This window comes from Microbulbifer sp. VAAF005 (assembly GCF_030012985.1).
Lineage (GTDB): Bacteria > Pseudomonadota > Gammaproteobacteria > Pseudomonadales > Cellvibrionaceae > Microbulbifer.
In genome coordinates, this window is the sequence record NZ_CP120233.1 from 3,549,948 (window position 1) to 3,566,122 (window position 16,175).

The 16,175-nt window shown below is 46.4% G+C and carries 15 protein-coding genes; 5 read left to right on the forward strand and 10 right to left on the reverse strand.

The window, feature by feature from the left end:
• Positions 1-110: 110 nt before the first annotated feature.
• A complete protein-coding gene (locus P0078_RS15960; protein ID WP_282930918.1) occupies positions 111-527 on the forward strand; it encodes a VOC family protein in 417 nt (138 codons plus the stop codon).
• 75 nt (positions 528-602) lie between these two features.
• Here the strand turns inward: P0078_RS15960 and P0078_RS15965 are convergent, their stop codons facing one another.
• The 4 genes from P0078_RS15965 to P0078_RS15980 all read right to left on the reverse strand — a co-directional run bounded on the left by P0078_RS15965 (position 603) and on the right by P0078_RS15980 (position 5,355).
• Positions 603-1,523: a DMT family transporter gene (locus P0078_RS15965; protein WP_282930919.1), complete on the reverse strand. Its 921-nt coding sequence runs from the start codon at positions 1,521-1,523 to the stop codon at positions 603-605.
• Positions 1,520-2,110: a cysteine hydrolase family protein gene (locus P0078_RS15970; protein ID WP_282930920.1), complete on the reverse strand. Its 591-nt coding sequence runs from the start codon at positions 2,108-2,110 to the stop codon at positions 1,520-1,522. Before P0078_RS15970 ends, P0078_RS15965 begins: the two co-directional genes overlap by 4 nt.
• Positions 2,111-2,197: 87 nt before the next feature.
• Positions 2,198-3,724, reverse strand: a complete 1,527-nt coding sequence (locus P0078_RS15975; RefSeq protein WP_282930921.1) for a cryptochrome/photolyase family protein — start codon at positions 3,722-3,724, stop codon at positions 2,198-2,200.
• Positions 3,725-3,756: 32 nt separating this feature from the next.
• On the reverse strand, positions 3,757-5,355 hold the full coding sequence (locus P0078_RS15980; RefSeq protein WP_282930922.1) for an ABC-F family ATP-binding cassette domain-containing protein: 1,599 nt from the start codon (positions 5,353-5,355) through the stop codon (positions 3,757-3,759).
• A 327-nt stretch (positions 5,356-5,682) separates the two neighbouring features.
• Between P0078_RS15980 and P0078_RS15985 the strand changes: the two genes are divergently transcribed.
• Positions 5,683-6,333, forward strand: coding sequence for a glycine-rich domain-containing protein (locus P0078_RS15985; protein WP_502867298.1), 651 nt, complete (start codon positions 5,683-5,685; stop codon positions 6,331-6,333).
• Positions 6,334-6,373: 40 nt separating this feature from the next.
• Here the strand turns inward: P0078_RS15985 and P0078_RS15990 are convergent, their stop codons facing one another.
• From P0078_RS15990 to P0078_RS16005, 4 genes are all read right to left on the reverse strand, one after another.
• A complete protein-coding gene (locus P0078_RS15990) occupies positions 6,374-7,570 on the reverse strand; it encodes a CaiB/BaiF CoA transferase family protein (RefSeq protein WP_282930924.1) in 1,197 nt (398 codons plus the stop codon).
• 53 nt (positions 7,571-7,623) lie between these two features.
• Positions 7,624-8,772 carry an acyl-CoA dehydrogenase family protein gene (locus P0078_RS15995; protein ID WP_282930925.1) on the reverse strand — a complete coding sequence of 383 codons (1,149 nt, stop codon included), beginning with the start codon at positions 8,770-8,772 and terminating at the stop codon, positions 7,624-7,626.
• A gap of 105 nt (positions 8,773-8,877) precedes the next feature.
• Positions 8,878-11,034 (reverse strand): 3-hydroxyacyl-CoA dehydrogenase NAD-binding domain-containing protein, encoded by a 2,157-nt coding sequence (locus tag P0078_RS16000; protein WP_282930926.1) that lies wholly within the window; start codon positions 11,032-11,034, stop codon positions 8,878-8,880.
• A 10-nt stretch (positions 11,035-11,044) separates the two neighbouring features.
• Complete coding sequence (locus P0078_RS16005) at positions 11,045-12,253, reverse strand: acetyl-CoA C-acetyltransferase (RefSeq protein ID WP_282930927.1); 1,209 nt, start codon at positions 12,251-12,253, stop codon at positions 11,045-11,047.
• Positions 12,254-12,638: 385 nt separating this feature from the next.
• On the opposite strand from P0078_RS16005, the gene P0078_RS16010 reads away from it, so the two are divergent.
• Together P0078_RS16010 and P0078_RS16015 are read left to right on the forward strand one after the other, a co-directional pair.
• A complete protein-coding gene (locus P0078_RS16010; protein WP_282930928.1) occupies positions 12,639-13,547 on the forward strand; it encodes a DUF937 domain-containing protein in 909 nt (302 codons plus the stop codon).
• Positions 13,538-13,882 (forward strand): OmpA family protein, encoded by a 345-nt coding sequence (locus tag P0078_RS16015; protein ID WP_282930929.1) that lies wholly within the window; start codon positions 13,538-13,540, stop codon positions 13,880-13,882. Before P0078_RS16010 ends, P0078_RS16015 begins: the two co-directional genes overlap by 10 nt.
• Positions 13,883-13,975: 93 nt before the next feature.
• Here P0078_RS16015 and P0078_RS16020 read toward each other — a convergent pair whose 3' ends face one another.
• The gene (locus P0078_RS16020; RefSeq protein WP_282930930.1) at positions 13,976-15,010 is read right to left on the reverse strand and encodes an AraC family transcriptional regulator; all 1,035 of its coding nucleotides are present in this window, start codon (positions 15,008-15,010) and stop codon (positions 13,976-13,978) included.
• Between the two features lie 364 nt (positions 15,011-15,374).
• Between P0078_RS16020 and P0078_RS16025 the strand changes: the two genes are divergently transcribed.
• On the forward strand, positions 15,375-15,707 hold the full coding sequence (locus tag P0078_RS16025) for a helix-turn-helix domain-containing protein (protein WP_282930931.1): 333 nt from the start codon (positions 15,375-15,377) through the stop codon (positions 15,705-15,707).
• A gap of 25 nt (positions 15,708-15,732) precedes the next feature.
• Here the strand turns inward: P0078_RS16025 and P0078_RS16030 are convergent, their stop codons facing one another.
• Complete coding sequence (locus P0078_RS16030; RefSeq protein ID WP_282930932.1) at positions 15,733-16,110, reverse strand: DUF4168 domain-containing protein; 378 nt, start codon at positions 16,108-16,110, stop codon at positions 15,733-15,735.
• Positions 16,111-16,175: the final 65 nt, after the last annotated feature.

Consider the following 16,175-nt stretch of genomic DNA (forward strand, 5'->3'; position numbering starts at 1 on the left):
CAAAGTAAATGTTAATGCTGTCAGGGGGAGGGTTGAAGGGCTAATGACTAGCAGATGTCAGTCAATCAATTTTTGATCTCTATAAGGAGCTAGCAAAGGCTGGAGGCTATATGAAATCGAATTGTTTGCACCTTGCGATTCCGGCAGGGGACCTGGAAACCGCCAAGAAATTCTATTGCGATGTCTTAGGCTGCAAGACCGGCAACAGTGAAGAAGGTCGCTGGGTAGATATCGACTTTTGGGGTAACGAACTCACCCTGCACCAGAGTGAGGAGAAGCTCCCCAATGTTCGCCACAAGGTGGATATGGGAGAAGTGGCTGTTCCTCATTTTGGCATTCACCTGCCGGAAGATGAGTTTCAGGCATTGAAAGGCCGTATCGAAGCTGCCGGGCTGGAATACCTGGACAAGCCCTACCGTCGCTTTGTCGGCAATGAATATGAACAGGAAACTTTCTTTATCGAAGATCCAAATGGCAATGTCCTGGAAATGAAAACGATGGTTAATCCTGAACTGATGTTCAAGTAATCGTCTGGGCCCTGCAGATAATTGAATCTGTGGGGCTGGGTTTCTCCCGCTATTCCCTGTCCTCGCTTATCCTTGTTAAGAATGAGATGCCTTAATCTGGGGTTGAGTTCTGATTGCCTGAATAATACCTCCGATAACTATCAGTAAGCTGCCGGCATAAGTATTCCAGGTTGGGAGTGTGCTATAAACAAACCAATCCAATATGCCGGAGAAAATCAGGCTTGTATATAAATAGGGAGATAGGCTGGCAGGTCTGTTTACCCGACGATAGGCTTTAGTGCGTAAGGATTGATTGCTGATTGTCGCCAGGCTAAAAGCAATAATCACAATCACAAAACTTACCGAGTCCGATAGAGATACAGCGACTTTCGTAAGCTCCCCAAGATTTCCTTCAATCAATAATATGGCAAGCATATAGAGGCTGGATAGGCCGAACATCTTGGTGGTTGAAGATATCGTATTTTGCTTCTTTGAAGAGTGGTGCATTACAAACTGTGAACAAGCTCCAAAGAAGCCCGATAGCAGGCCCACTATCATATAGCTATCAAAGCCAGTAGTTGGCTTCAATATAAAAGCAACGCCGATAAAGCTGATTATACAGGCTGCTAATGTCTTCTTTTTTATCGGATCCTTTTTGGCAAACCGGGTAATAAAAGGGAGAAATAAACCTGACGTTGAAAATAGAAGGGCGGCGACAAGTAGAGAGCCATTGGACAAATAATAAAACAGGCAATACTGAGCGAGACAAGTGAATAACGCCCTTGCACCATCAATCCTGTCTATTCGATGAGTCACAGGGTTTTCATCAAAAACAACGAGGCAAATCCAGGTTAGGAGTAAAAATGGGGCAAAGAAACGAATAAAGACCACCAGGGATAAGGAGCTAAAAGTAGTTAGTTCTTTACCAAATAGCCCGGTTAGCGACATACAGCTGGCCGCCAGAATTGCGGTAATGACACTGAGGGCAAATTCTCTATTGGAAATGCGGGTATTCATGGTTTACTAGCACCCTCACTAGCAATAATCTCATCGACAGTTTTTACACTGGCTATCTTCGTGAGGAAGTTCAGGCTATTCTGTTTATTGTTTTCTGTGTCAGACTCACAGGCATCTGAGGCAATGAATACTGAAAAGTCTCTATCGTGAGCTTCCCTGGCTGTCAGTTCGACTGTATTTTGTGTTGATACCCCACAGAGAATAATCCTTTCTATATTGTTGCTAGCAATAAGTACTGGGAGTTCGGTCCCATAGAAGCCACTGACACGCCTCTTATAAATAGATATATCGCTATCAGTAATATTGAGTTCATCAACAAAAGCAGTGCCCCAGCTTTTCTGACGGAGGGCGCCTATATCTTTGATATAGCTGAAGAGAGGAGAGTTAGAGGAAGATTCCCTGTAGTCGGTGGAAAAAGCGACCCTGATATGGCAAATAATATGACGTCGTGCTCTTCCCCACGTAAGGAGTTTATTGGTGTTCTCAATAACTCTATTCTTATGGACTCTTGGGGCCGCTGCTGATATTTGTCCCTTTGGATGACAAATATCGTTGATAAAATCGAGGGTAATGATTGCAGTCTTCATGACCAGAGTCTAATAAGGCGAGTATTGGCTTAGTTTAGTAATGATTAAGGAAGCCTTCGATAAAGGATTTTATGATCTATACAGAGATTATGATTTCTTTGTCATAAATTGCTTTGCCCTTTTTTTTATTGCTGCCACTTCACTCTTCTCAAGCTTATCCAAAAGGCTGAACATCATTGTCATTCTATGATTGCCCTCTAGTATTTTTCTTTTTTCAATTAAGAAATTCCAGTAGAGGCTGTTAAATGGGCAGGCCTTCTCTCCAGTTCGTTGTTTGACGTCATAAATACAGTCGCTGCAATAGTTACTCATTTTGTTGATATAGGAGCCACTACTAATATAGGGCTTTGTTGCAACCAACCCACCATCGGCGAACTGGCTCATTCCCCGGGTGTTAGGCATTTCAACCCACTGAATAGCATCTATGTAAATACCGAGATACCAACTTTCCACCTGGTTAGGGTCAGTTTGTGTTAATAGCGCAAAATTACCGGTAATCATAAGCCTTTGGATATGGTGAGCATAGGCATTTTCCAAGCTATTCCTGATGGTGTTGTGAAGGCAGTTCATGGTCGTTTTTGCATCCCAGAAAAAATCTGGCAAATTATTTTTATTCTTCAACTTATTCTGATGCTCATAACTGGGCATAGACATCCAGTAGACACCGCGCATATATTCTCGCCAGCCCAATATTTGGCGTACAAAACCTTCAATCTGGTTAAGTCCTATTGAAATTTTTCCATCTTCCCAAGATTTTATCGCTGTATCGATAGCCTCTTTTGGAGATATGAGTTTACTATTTAGGGAGAAGCTAATTCGGCTGTGATAAAGAAAGGCTTCATCTGGATCCATTGCGTCCTGAAAATCGCCAAAATGAGCAAGTAGATGTTTACAAAAATGACGAAGTAGTTTTATAGATTCCTCCCTGCTGGTTGGCCATATAAAATTCTCTGGATCAATCTCTCCAATACTCTTAATTCCAGACTTTTTTATACGGGATAAAGTTAAAGTGACATTACTTGTTATTTTTCCCTGCTTGGGTTTGCCCAGCTTTCCATTCCATTTCTTTCTATTGCTTTGGTCGAAATTCCACTTTCCCCCTTCAGGTTTTCCATTGTTCATCAGAATGTCATGCTTCTTCCGCATATAGTGGTAGAAGCTTTCCATAAGTAGAGATTTTTTCCCCTGGAAGAAGTTTGCCAGCTCTTTTCGGGTGGTTAAAAAGTGCTCAGTGTCGTAGGCTTGAAATTCTATTGATAGTCTCTTTTCTAGTTGTAGCAGCTGCTGATCTAGTCGGTACTCATCGGGAAGTTGGTACTCAAATTTTTCAATTTTGTGCTTTCTAATAATATCTTCGATATTTTTTGCAAGGTTTTGTTTGTTGTTTTTATCGTCTATTCGATAGTAGATAACATTGCAGCCCCTATTTTTAAGCCACTCTGAGAAAATCTGCATAGCTTCAAAAAAGGCAACGATTTTTTGGATGTGGTGAACAACGTAATCGGTCTCTTGGCGCATTTCAGCCATAAAGTAGATCTTATCTTCCTGGTTACCTCTAAACCAGGAGTGTTTTTGGTTCAATTGATCCCCTAATAGCAAGCGCAGCGTTTTCACATCTCACTTCCTTTATTTAGGTCTTAATGTGCCTATAGATAGATCCTTCTATTCACTCCCACATTTTCTACAAAAGTAGAGTCATGGGAGATCAATAAAAATGTTCCGGGGTATTCTACCAGCGCAGTTTCCAGCGCTATACGCGACTCCAGATCCAAGTGATTGTCCGGTTCGTCCAGTAGTAGCAGGTCTGGTGCCTCAGTGCCATGAGTAGCGGCAAGTAAAGCAACCTTTAGTCGCTCCCCTCCACTTAAAGTATTGGTAGAGCGAAGTGCAGAATCACCTCGAATATTCATTGTGGCTAGGGCTGTGCGCCAGAAGTTGGTATCTTTATCAGTGTGCAGGCGGGATAAAGTTTCCAAGGCAGATAGATTTCCATTTAGTTGACTTAGGTTCTGATCCAGATAAAAACAGCTGCCAAAAGTTTTACACAAACCGCTGCGAGGTTTAACTCGACCAGCAATGATCTTTAGTAGCGTTGTCTTTCCGCTACCATTGGCGCCACAAATATGCCAGCGATCGCCACTGTGCATGGTAAGTGATATGGGATCACTCTGAATACCGTAGGGAAGTTTGAGATCCTCAACATGCAGACGAATACCACCCGTTAGCCCTGTTTTGCTAAGTTGCATATTTGGGAGCTTATGACTCTTATAGTCCTTTTGGCAACTTTCTAAATCTAGCTTTAACTTATGGTGCTGACGATCAAGGTTTCTAGTCAGCTTGCCTAAACTTTGCCCTGCACGATCTTTTTTCGCATCTAGTAGCGATTTACATTGGGAACCTTTTAATTTCTTACCCTGGTTTTTCCTGGTTGTAGTTTTTTCAGCAGAACTTTGCTTAAGTTTGGTTAGGCTTTTTATCTTCTTTTTGGTACTTTCAATTTTCTTTTCTACAGACTGTCTCTGTATCTCTTTTTCTTTCTTGTAGTGTGAATAGTTACCACCATATGTGCGTAGTTTTCCTGAATCTAGTTCCACTATCGTGTCAGCTTGTTGGAGTAAGCTTCGATCATGACTGACCATTAGAATTCCGGCAGAATGGTTTCTAATTTTCTGCTGTAACCATTTTCTACCGTCTGAATCTAGGTGATTACTAGGCTCATCCAGTAGCAGGTAATATTTTTTATGAGAGAAGGCATTGATTAAAGCCAGTCGGACTCTTTCACCACCGCTAAGATTGCCGATAGGAGTGTCTAACGTGAGATTTATTCCGGCGCTGTATAAATTCTGTTGCCAAATTATAGGTAGCTCCCATGAATCTGAGACACGCATCAGATCTTCCTCACTCTGATTGCCAGATTCAATACGTGAAAAACAGTCATAGAGACCCGTAGGGTCGAATATATCTACAATTCTCTTGTTGGAATTGCTGCTCACTTGATCCACTTTAAGGTAGTCCATATACCAAGTAATACTTCCCTGTTCAGGCTTTAGTTTCCCAATCAAAGTCTCTAAAAAAGTCGATTTTCCACTGCCATTATTTCCCACTAAGCTAGTAAATCCCGGAGGGAGGTCAAGATGGATCCCCTTAAATAGAGATTTCTCAGGGAAGTTTAAGGAAAGATTTTTTATAGAACAAATGCTCTGCATGTCACCCTCCGGTAGTCGGAATGGGTGGCGCAATACCATGATCTTGAGAGAAAGTTGTAGAGAATGGAGTACGCCACTTGCACGGGAATTGATGGCCTCTTGAGAAGCCGGGTTATCTCCAGTGTGTGCAAGGCTTAATTCATTGGCGTAAATGACCCCAAATAGAAAAGTTGATATGCCGTATCTTAGTAAATGTGGAAAAATACTTCAAGGCCGGTCGGTAAACTTCTACTTGGTACTCTAATCCGTTAAAAGAAGGTGGCATAAAGATCTTTTTGAGATTACATTGCGGTATTTTATTTTTAATGACTTACTTTCGAATGATAAGTATTTAATAACAATGGGAGTTGCTATGGTGGTTGGTCTATTGATCGTAAGCACTATGGTTTTTTATTTTATCGAAAAACAGAAAGGCAGCGATTTTTGAGAGAATATCAATTTCATCCTTCGCTTAAACAAAAGGTAAAGAAAACATATCCTCACCTCAGCAACAAACAGCTGGGCATAGTGCTTGATGCTTTAAGAGATTATTTTATTATCTGTCAAACTGCTGGCAGAAAAATGGTTGCTATGCCATCTCAAGTTGTCGATATTGCTTGGCATGAATTTATATTAAGTACACAGTTATATAAGAGTTTCTGTAATAAATCTTTTGGTTATTTTCTACATCATACGCCCAATGAAGTTATGCCAAGTAAGAATACTACTGGTGAGGGGATTAAGAGAGCATGGCGAATAGCTTGTGCTCATGGTGGAATTAACCCATCCAAGCCTAAGTCGCTGCCTCTGATTTTTTCAATTGATAAACAGCTGGAAATTAAAGACGGCTTTCATTATTCACTAAATTGCTGTTCTAGAACTAACCTCTCATCAGATTATTGTGCCAGTCATATTGGTTGTGCCGCGAGTTGTGAGGGCGGTTCATCCGATAGTAGTAACGGTGGATTTTGGAGTAATGACTCTACTTCAGACTCTGGAAGCAGTTGCGGTGGTGGCTGCGGCGGGGGCGGGGATTAGAGGCAGCTATTCGCCGCCTTATCGATCGTATTCAATGTGACTAGTGGGGAACAACTTGAGTTTCACATATTTCCTCGATTTCTTCTGCACTAAAACCGAGCTCACTCAATACGGTATGGTTATGTTCTCCCAGAGATGCTCCCCGGCTGAAAGAAAGTGGCTTCTTGCGATTAAATCTAAAGGGGGTGTTGATCTGTTTGATTCCTCCATCTATTGAGGTGATCATCTCCCTGGATTGGATAAGTTCGCTATCGGCGGCTTCTGTAAAATTGAGTACAGGTTCAATACATGCATCGACGCTCTGAAATACGGCTAACCATTCCTTCTGGGTCTTGCTGGCGATAATCTTGGCGATATCCTCTTTGAGTTTTTCTTGTTGGTCGTCTTGAAGGATTCGATCCATCCACTCTTTATGCCCAATTTTTATGAAAAACTGTTCCGCAAATTGTGGTTCTAAACTGCCTACTGACAAAAAGCGATTGTCCGCCGTTCGGTAGTAATCGTAATAGCTGCCACCATTCAATAGCTCAGACTCAATTTCTGGAGAGCTATTTAAAGCAAGGGCATTAGCTCCACTGATTGCGTTTAAAGCAAAGCTACAGTCTGTCATGCTGATATCGATGTAACTTCCCTCACCAGTTCTCTGGCGATGATATACTGCTGCCAGTATTGACATGACCGCATGATGAGAACCGCCGGCGATATCTGCTATCTGGGTGCCACTCAGGCAAGGGCCATGGCTGCGATTGCCGGAATAACTGGCTAGGCCAGATAGTGCAAGGTAATTGATATCGTGTCCAGCACGCTGTTTTAATGGCCCTGTCTGGCCATATCCAGTGATCGAACAATAGATAATGTCTTCACACTGTTGGCTTAAGTTTTGGTAACCAAGGCCCAGGCGATCCATTACACCTGGGCGAAATTGCTCAATAACGATATCGTATTGCTGAAGTAACCGATGAATTACCTCTTTTGCTTTGGGGCTTTTTAAGTCTATCGCCAATGAGCGCTTGTTGCGGTTAATGGTTGCATGTGCGGCAGATAAGGAAGCAGAGTCATCGACTAGTGGTGGAAATCCCCTCAACAAATCAGGCCGAGAGGGCGACTCAATTCTTAGTACTTCCGCGCCCAGGTCCGCCAATAACATAGTGGCATAGGGACCGGGGAGGAGCGTGGAAAAATCGAGTACCTTAAGCCCTTCCAATGGGGCACAGTGCTTATTCTTTTGCTGTTTCACTTTTTATTTCATTATTTTAATTGAGAACAGAAATTTAAAGCCAGGGCTTTAACTTAGTCGTCGCGTAGAAGTTCACGGGAGATAATCAATTTCATGATTTCATTGGTCCCAGCATAGATTCTTCCTACACGGGCGTCGGCCCAGGATCGGGCGATGGGATATTCCCACATATAACCGTAGCCTCCGTGTAACTGGACACATTCATCCAGAAGTTTGCACTGGAAATCCGTACTCAGTAATTTTGCCTTTGCCGCCGTTGCAACATCGAGCTCCTTTTTATAGTGAAGCTCCAGGCAACGATCGATAAATACTCGAAGGGCAGTTAACTCACTGTCCAACTCTGCCAGCTTGAATTGTGTGTTTTGGAAGGCAGAAATAGGTTTACCAAAAGCCTTGCGATCCCGTACGTAATCAATAGTCCATTGTAGGGCAGCTTCAGCATTGGATATAGCATAAATTGCCACGCTTAAACGCTCTTGAGGCAACTCCTGCATTAAATAAATAAACCCTTGTCCCTCGCCACCGAGAAGGTTTTCCGCAGGAACCCTGACATCATCAAAAAAGAGTTCTGAAGTATCCTGGGCCTTCATTCCTATTTTTTCCAGGTTACTACCTTTCTTGAATCCGGGGCTGTCTGCTTCGACGAGTAACAAGCTGACTCCAGATGCCCCCTCGTGAGGGTCGGTTTTGGCCACGACAATAACCAGATCTGCTTGCTGTCCATTGGTAATAAAAATCTTGGAGCCATTTAGCAGATAGTGATCCCCTTTGCGCACAGCTGTAGTTCTCACGCCTTGTAGATCTGATCCGGCACCAGGTTCGGACATGGCGATAGCGGTAATCATCTCACCACTAATGCATTTGGGAAGGTACTTTTTCTTCTGTTCTTCCGTGCCGTAATTAATAATGTAGGGCACTGCAATATTAGAGTGCAGGCCCCAGCCAATACCGGAAAGTCCCGCCCGGGCTACCTCCTCATCAATAATGGAGTTGTAGCCATAGTCCAACCCCAAGCCACCATACTTTTCGTCAACTTGCGGACACAGAAAGCCCATTTCTCCAGCTTTATTCCACAGTTTACGATCTACCTGACCATCTTTTTCCCACTGATGGTGGTAGGGTACAGCTTCATTTTCTAAAAATTTACGTAAAGTTTCTCGAAACTGTTCGTGATCTTCGTTGTAAACAGTTCTTGGTACCATCCTTACACCACCGCATTTTATTGCTGAAAAATTGAACCAGTGTTTTGATAGGCGATGTAAACAGCGAGATTTTAAAAGCCTGTTTACATCGCTCAAACCCCTGGGTTAAGGGTTGTCCGCCAGAGCTTTTCCTGACTCTGCCAGATCCAGCAAAATTGCTGGTGGGGCAAATCGATCTCCATATGCATCAGCCAGTTGCTGGGCGCGTTGGGTAAACGCTTTCAGGCCAAACTGGCTGATGTATTGCAATGCACCACCGGTCCAGGGTGGGAAGCCGATACCGAAGATAGAGCCAATATTGGCATCGCGTACGCTGCGTAGCACATCCTCTTGATAACAGCGAAGTGTCTCCAGAGCCATAATAAACAGCAGCCGTTCCTTCACATCTTCTATCGGCAGTGCCTCTTTGGCGGGAAACTCCTTCTCAAGGCCACTCCATAAGTGCTTTTTCCCGCCCTCAGGGTAAGTATAGAAGCCGCCACCTGCAGCCTTACCAGCGCGACCAACTTCAAGCATTCGGTCGATCACTCCGTCGGCGGGATGCGTGGGGGCGGGTTTACCCTCTTTTTGCAGGTCGTTGATGGTCTGCTGGCGTATCCGGCTCATCAGCGTTAGGGAGACCTCGTCACTAACAGCTAGAGGGCCGACTGGGAAGCCAGCTAAAGCTGCGGCATTTTCAATGGTGGCGGGATTAACCCCTTCGCTGAGCATGCCGATACCTTCATTGGTAAAGCAGCCGAATACCCTTGAGGTGAAGAAGCCACGGCTGTCGTTGACAACGATAGGAGTCTTGCCAATCTGCAATACAAAGGCGAAGGCTTGGGCGAGAGTCTCATCACTGGTTTGCTCTCCACAGATAATTTCCACCAGTGGCATCTTGTCGGCAGGGGAGAAGAAATGTAGGCCGATAAATTGCTGGGGACGGTCGGAAGCTTGAGCGAGCCCAGTGATCGGCAGTGTCGAAGTATTGGAAGCAAATACTGCATTTTTCGGCAGCTGTGCCTCGGCTTCCTGGGTAACTTTACGCTTGAGTTCCCGGTCTTCGAAAACTGCTTCTATCACCAACTCACAATCAGCCAGGTCGGTATTGCTGTCTGTGGGCGTGATACGGGAGAGGATCTGATTGACCTTGTCCTCGGTAATGCGACCCCGCTGTAAGCGTTTTTGCAGGGATTTCTCTGCATATTGTTTGCCGGCTAAGGCACCTTCCATGGATACATCTTTTAATACGACATCAACACCTTTACTGGCACAGGCGTAGGCAATGGCTGAGCCCATCATGCCGGCGCCGAGTATGCCAATTTTTTGCATGGGCGACGTTTTATGATCGCGGGCGGCGGCGGGCAGTGATGCTCCGGCTTTGACCTCATTGAGTGCAAACCAGAAAGTACCAATCATGTTTTTGGCAACCTGCCCGCAAGCGAGGCCTACAAAGTGTCGGGATTCAATTCGCGTAGCAGTTTCGAAGTCGACCCTTGACCCTTCGACGACGGTTGCCATTATCGACTCTGGCGCCGGTAGACATCCCTTGGTTTTTTTCTCCAGCATTGCTGGGGCGATCATCAGTAACTGCGCATTTTTAGGGTTCTTTGCGTCCCCTCCCGGCATCCGGTAATCCGGTTGATCCCAGGGTTGAGCAACAGGTTGCTCACTATTCTCTCGAATATAAGAGACAGCCTTCTCTAGTAATTCACTTTCACTGGTAACGAGCTGATGTACCAGACCGGCTTTGAGAGCCTGTTGCGGCCTCACCTGTTTTCCTTCCAGTAAGTAGGGTAGAGACTCCTGGATGCCTAAAAGGCGGGGCATACGTACACAGCCGCCACCACCAGGTAGTAAGCCTAATGTGACTTCAGGCAATCCCAGTTTTATTGCGGTGCTATCGATAACAATGCGCTGATGGCAGCTGAGGGCAATTTCCCAGCCACCGCCCAAAGCTGTGCCATTAATCGCAGCAACGACGGGTTTACCCTGGGTTTCCAGCCAGCGCAGGTTGGCTTTCATTGATTCGCAAGATTCGAAGAAAGGTTTAGCTTCTTCAATTTTTGCAGCATATAAAGACTTAAGGTCGCCTCCGGCAAAAAAGGTATTTTTTGTGGAGCGAACAATAATTCCAGAAAATTCTTGCTGCTTGAGTTGTTGAACCGCTGCGCTCAGCGACTCGGTAAAATCCCGATCCATCACATTGGCTGAGGCATTGGGGTTGTCCATGATCAGGTGGACAATATTGTGATCGTCTTTTTCCAGGCGAATGGATTTCATAGTCTGCCCCCTAAACTCTTTCGATAATGGTTGCTACACCCATACCGCCGCCCACACATAGTGTGACCAGGCCGTAGCGAAGTTGCCGTTGTTCCAGCTCATCCAGTACTGTGCCGATCAGCATTGCACCAGTCGCGCCGAGGGGGTGGCCCATAGCGATTGAGCCGCCGTTAACGTTGAGTTTTTGTGAGTCCACGTCCAACTCGTGTTGGAAACGCATCACCACTGCCGCGAAGGCTTCATTCACCTCAAAGAGGTCAATATCCTGCACCGTCAGGCCTGCGGCCTTCAGGGCTTTGCGAGTGGCGGGCGCGGGGCCTGTGAGCATGATAGTAGGCTCAGTGCCCACTACCGCAGCGGAGACAATACGGGCGCGGGGGCTGAGCCCCAGATCCCGCCCGGCCTGTTCACTGCCGATCAGCAGGGCGGCTGCGCCATCGACGATGCCTGAGGAATTTCCCGCAGTGTGAACATGGTTGATTGATTCGACCTGTGGGTAACGGGATATGGCAATGCTGTCGAAGCACAGGTCACCCATCCCGGCAAAGGACGGCTTGAGTTGTGCCAGGGCCTCTATGGACGCATCTGGGCGCACCAGCTGGTCGTGATCGAGAATGGTCAGGCCATTTTGGTCGCGTACGGGAATCACAGATTTTTCGAAAGCACCGCGCTTCCAGGCGGCTGCCGCCTTGTGCTGAGAGTCCAGCGCAAAGTTATCCACATCCTCGCGGGAAAATCCGCCGAGTGTAGCGATCAAGTCCGCGCCAATGCCCTGGGGTGCAAATCCAGTATCTATTGCTGTGCGTGGGTCCATCGCCCAGGCGCCGCCGTCGCTGCCCATGGGCACCCGCGACATGGACTCTACACCTCCGGCCACTACCAGATGCTCCCACCCGGAGCGAACTTTGGTAGCGGCGAGATTGACCGCTTCGGCACCGGAGGCACAGAAGCGATTCAGGGTTACGCCACCGATATCCCAGTCCCAATTGGCAGCTAAAGCTGCAACTTTTGCGATATCGGCACCCTGATCTCCGATCGGTGTAACACAGCCCATAACGATGTCGTCCACTTTGGCAGTGTCGAATCTATTGCGGGTCTGTAATTCTTTCAGGAGATCTGAAAGCAGGGTGATAGGTTTGACTTCGTGAAGGGCACCGCTGGATTTGCCTCTGCCCCGCGGGGTGCGGATAGCATCGTAGATGTAGGCTTCGGTTGGCACGGTTTTAGCCTCTTTTTATTTTATGGTTTCGCTTATTACCATAGTGCGGTGCAGCTTGGGTTCAATGATAAAAATTGCCACGGAAGATGACTCAGCTTCCAGGTACTACCGAAAAATTCCTAGTCAAATATCTTTTTATTTATTCCAAATTAACCTAACCATGTGGAGGTACTGCCGTACACTCAAGTAAGGCGCCTAAATCTATTGAAATTTTGGCACGGTAAATTGGCACTTAAATTATCTTTGCGGCTGGAGGAATTCCATGTCAGGCAGGGTAATGGGTGATTCAGGGCAGCTGAGAAAAATTTGAATGGGTAACACACGGGTGACCCCGGACAAATAAATGTACTTTGATGGTCCCTGAGGTGGTGAGCGAGGTTTGGCTATGGCGGATAATGTTTTGGATATGGCTACCGGCCAATTGGGCTCCGGGGGTATTGATGCGCTAACAAAGGCTTTGAATTTGCCGGCAGGGCAAGGTGAAGCTGCACTCTGCTCAGGCGTTGCTTACATACTGGCTGGTATGTTGAACAGGGCCAGTAGTAAAACAGGAATGGGTTATTTATTTAATTTAATTTCTGAAAGTGAAGCGCTGGATTTGTCTAAATTCGCCACCGCTATTTCCTCACCAGAAAAGTTGAAGTCAATTACAGACATCGGTGAGAAAATGCTGGAAAAAATTTTCAGCAGTCGTAAAAAAGAGGTCCTGGAAGTTGCAGCGAATAATTTGGGGAAAGAGGGCGGAGATCTATTGAGTGTATCCGCACCGATAGTTACTTCGTTGATGCAAAGCCAGGCCAAAGCTCAAAAAATGGATGTTTCTGACTTGGCTTCATTCCTGATTGGCCAGCGGGAGCATTTACAGGGGTATATACCGGATAACCTTCTTCAAGCAATCGACGTTCCAGATTTTGGGAAGTTGGGAGACGCTCTGGTTACCCATGGCCACGCCAAACCCCAGGAACCTCGGGCTACAGCAATTCAGGGGCCCGAAGAAAAACGTAAACCGGTGAGTTTCAGTAGCTGGTTTTTTCCTTTGCTGTTGGTACTTGTGGTTCTCTACGCATTGAATATGTGTATGTTGAAAGGGAAAAAGGAAAATTCAGAAAGTAATCCTTCCATGACCTCCCAGGAAGCGAGCTTTATGGAGTCCGCTTCACAGCCGGTAGGGGATTCCCCCTTGAGAAAGCGGAAGAGGAAGCGCAACTGGGCCCCGATAACTTTTCCAGTAATTTACGTGATTATCTCAAGAGCTTTTCAGACAATCCCGACCGGGAATTCCCCATGCGGGTGAACTTTGAAAAGGGAACCGCAAAAATCACCAACCCTGCAGCTGAGGATATCGATGCTCTGGCAAAAATCATGCAGGACAACCCCAACTTAACCATTGCTATTGAAGGGCATGTAAAAGGTGAGGGTAATGAAATTGCAGAGCAGGAAATTTCCCAAGAACGTGCGGATGTTGTGAAAGAACTTCTACTGAAGAAGGGGATAGCGGCAAACCGTATCACTGCAACAGGAATGGGCTCAGCTAAGCCTGTTGCGGAAGATATGTCAGAGAAGAGGGACCAAAAAGCCCTCAATGTTGAGCGAGTTAGTATCCGGGTAGTGACAAACTCTCAGGAGTAGCCGGGATACGGGAATCCCTTTAAAGGATATTTTCCAAGGTGGATTTCATTTATAAAAAATCCCGGTCTTTTGACCGGGATTTTTAGTGCCGCCTTAACTACGGAATTTATCCCTGTAAGCTCCGGGAGCTAGCCCTGTCCACTTTTTAAATGCGCGATTAAAAGCGCTGGGTTCGGAAAAGCCCAGGCGCTCGGCAATTTCAGCTACAGCGGTTTCCTGTTGTTTCAACTGGTAAACCGCCATATCCCGTCGAACAGAGTCTTTAATATCCTGCCAGCTGTTGCCCTCCTCTTTGAGGCGGCGGCGCAGAGTCTGTGGAGATGTGTACAAGCGTGCGGCGACATCATCCAGTGACAGATTTTCGATACTATTTTGCTGTTGCAGCATACGGCGAATACGACCGGTGAAACTGTGGTCGGATTTGTATTGGGTCAACAGGCACTCGGGGGCGCGGGACAGGAAGTCTGCCAGCTGTTGCTCATCGCGTACCAGGGGCATTTGCAAATAGCGAGTGTTAAATACCAGGCAGGTTTCACCTTGGTTAAAGTAGTGCCTGCAAGGGAACATATCGCTGTAGTCTTCGTTGTAGTCGGGCGGGGGAAACGCCAGAAGAACGCGCTCTAATAAAATGGTACGGTCGATCAGCCAGCTAAAAAAGCGCAACCAGATTACCGCGATAGATTCGACGAAAATTTGGTTGGGCAATTTTTTTTCATTGGTGTGGTGAATGATCAGTCGAGCTTCTTCACCATCCTCGACCAGCTTGATGTGCAAGTCGTCACTCACCATACTGATAAAGCGGCTGGAGCGAAGCAGGGCTCGGCGCAGGTTGGGACAGGTGATACAAGCGTGCCCCATCATGGCAAAAGTGCCCGGCAGCCAAGGGCGCGCCAGGAATCCTCCTGACTCATCGTTCAGAAAATCCCACTCAAGGCGTAACAAGTTGGCCATCTGCTCCCGGCCAACGCGGCTATCGGGATCATCTAGCTGGGCGGGGGCGATTCCGCTATCGATGAGTAGTTGTTGGCAGTCCAGTCCGGTCGCTTGTGCGCCAACCAGATGGGCCTTTACCGCAGCGGCGGGAATACCTAGCCCCGCTTCGCGGAGTTTGGGGTTTTCATTGTCCACTCTTTCAGCCTCACAATTATTTTCTGTCTGCTGCTGTATTACGGTATGGATTATGCGCAAACAGAGAGAGAAAGTCAGGCTTCTGCTTAATTTATATGCAACTGCCTGTGCTTTTATTAGTGGTGACAGTTTCGAACTTGATGGGCTTATGGAATAAAAGTTGTCTATTTCTGTCTTTTAATGTGTATTTTTTGCGTTAACGACTGAAAATCCCAGTTTTGCTCTCAACAATTTTCTATGCTTGATCCTCTGTGGACTGACAGTTCTTTTAAAGTTTAATAGCGATAGTGAATCACTATTTCCTCGACCTGTAAGTCATATTCGTCAACAATAGGGAAAATTCCGTTAGTGAAGGACTGGTCAAATGTCACCGACGTCTGTTGCAAGTCTGTTAAACCCGACCATCTGCCGGCGAATGTTGATTGCTTACCTGATCGAGCATATTCCGCGTCCCAATAATCCTACTTTGGAGGAGGCAACTGGATGGCCTCGCCGTACGGTTCAGGACATTATTGCGAAAGGATTACCGGGGCATGGCACGGTTGTAGAGTTCATTCAGGAAGGCGTGCGCCACAATGACGGCTACTACCTGCTGCGTGATTGGGGGTCTTTTGACAAGAATTGGGTGAAAACCAATTTGCCGGTTATTTGCCAGGTGTTAGATGTAAAGCTGGATTTGAGTGACGCAATGAGCTGATCAGAGCGCCACTCACAAAGTTGGATTACTGCTGTGGCGCGTGGCTTTGCTGAAGAATTTTGTTCACTTTCTCCAGTAGGGCGGGATTCGATTTAATGCTGTTGGCAATTTCCTGGTATTTGGTTTTGGAAAGGCCGGCTTTTTCAATTGCGGCGATCATTTTTCCCTGTGCTTCTTTGTTGATCGCTTCCGCTTCCTTGATATCGGCAGCCGCTTTCAGTTTGGGAGCGTATTCTCGACTCAGCATCACGATAGAGCGATAGGCGTTGGCAAATTGCTTGAGCTGCGGTTCGCTAAACGAAGCTTTGGGGGCGGTTGTTTGGCTGGTAGCAGGTTGTGCGAAGGTCATAGGCACGCTGAGTGATATTGCCAATACAGCCAGGTATTTCAAAAAGAGCTTCATCGGGCACTCCAAAAAGTATAAGGACGCTTTTGCTTCTCAGAGGGAGCACCCAGCGTCACGTTGGG

Bases quoted from the DNA above. Each gene is read 5' to 3' on its own strand.
- P0078_RS16015 (WP_282930929.1), top strand. From the start codon at position 13,538: ATGCGGGTGAACTTTGAAAAGGGAACCGCAAAAATCACCAACCCTGCA.
- P0078_RS15965 (WP_282930919.1), bottom strand. From the start codon at position 1,523: ATGAATACCCGCATTTCCAATAGAGAATTTGCCCTCAGTGTCATTACC.
- P0078_RS15960 (WP_282930918.1), top strand. From the start codon at position 111: ATGAAATCGAATTGTTTGCACCTTGCGATTCCGGCAGGGGACCTGGAA.
- P0078_RS15970 (WP_282930920.1), bottom strand. From the start codon at position 2,110: ATGAAGACTGCAATCATTACCCTCGATTTTATCAACGATATTTGTCAT.
- P0078_RS16000 (WP_282930926.1), bottom strand. From the start codon at position 11,034: ATGAAATCCATTCGCCTGGAAAAAGACGATCACAATATTGTCCACCTG.
- P0078_RS15995 (WP_282930925.1), bottom strand. From the start codon at position 8,772: ATGGTACCAAGAACTGTTTACAACGAAGATCACGAACAGTTTCGAGAA.
- P0078_RS16010 (WP_282930928.1), top strand. From the start codon at position 12,639: ATGGCGGATAATGTTTTGGATATGGCTACCGGCCAATTGGGCTCCGGG.
- P0078_RS15980 (WP_282930922.1), bottom strand. From the start codon at position 5,355: ATGGTATTGCGCCACCCATTCCGACTACCGGAGGGTGACATGCAGAGC.
- P0078_RS16030 (WP_282930932.1), bottom strand. From the start codon at position 16,110: ATGAAGCTCTTTTTGAAATACCTGGCTGTATTGGCAATATCACTCAGC.
- P0078_RS16025 (WP_282930931.1), top strand. From the start codon at position 15,375: ATGTCACCGACGTCTGTTGCAAGTCTGTTAAACCCGACCATCTGCCGG.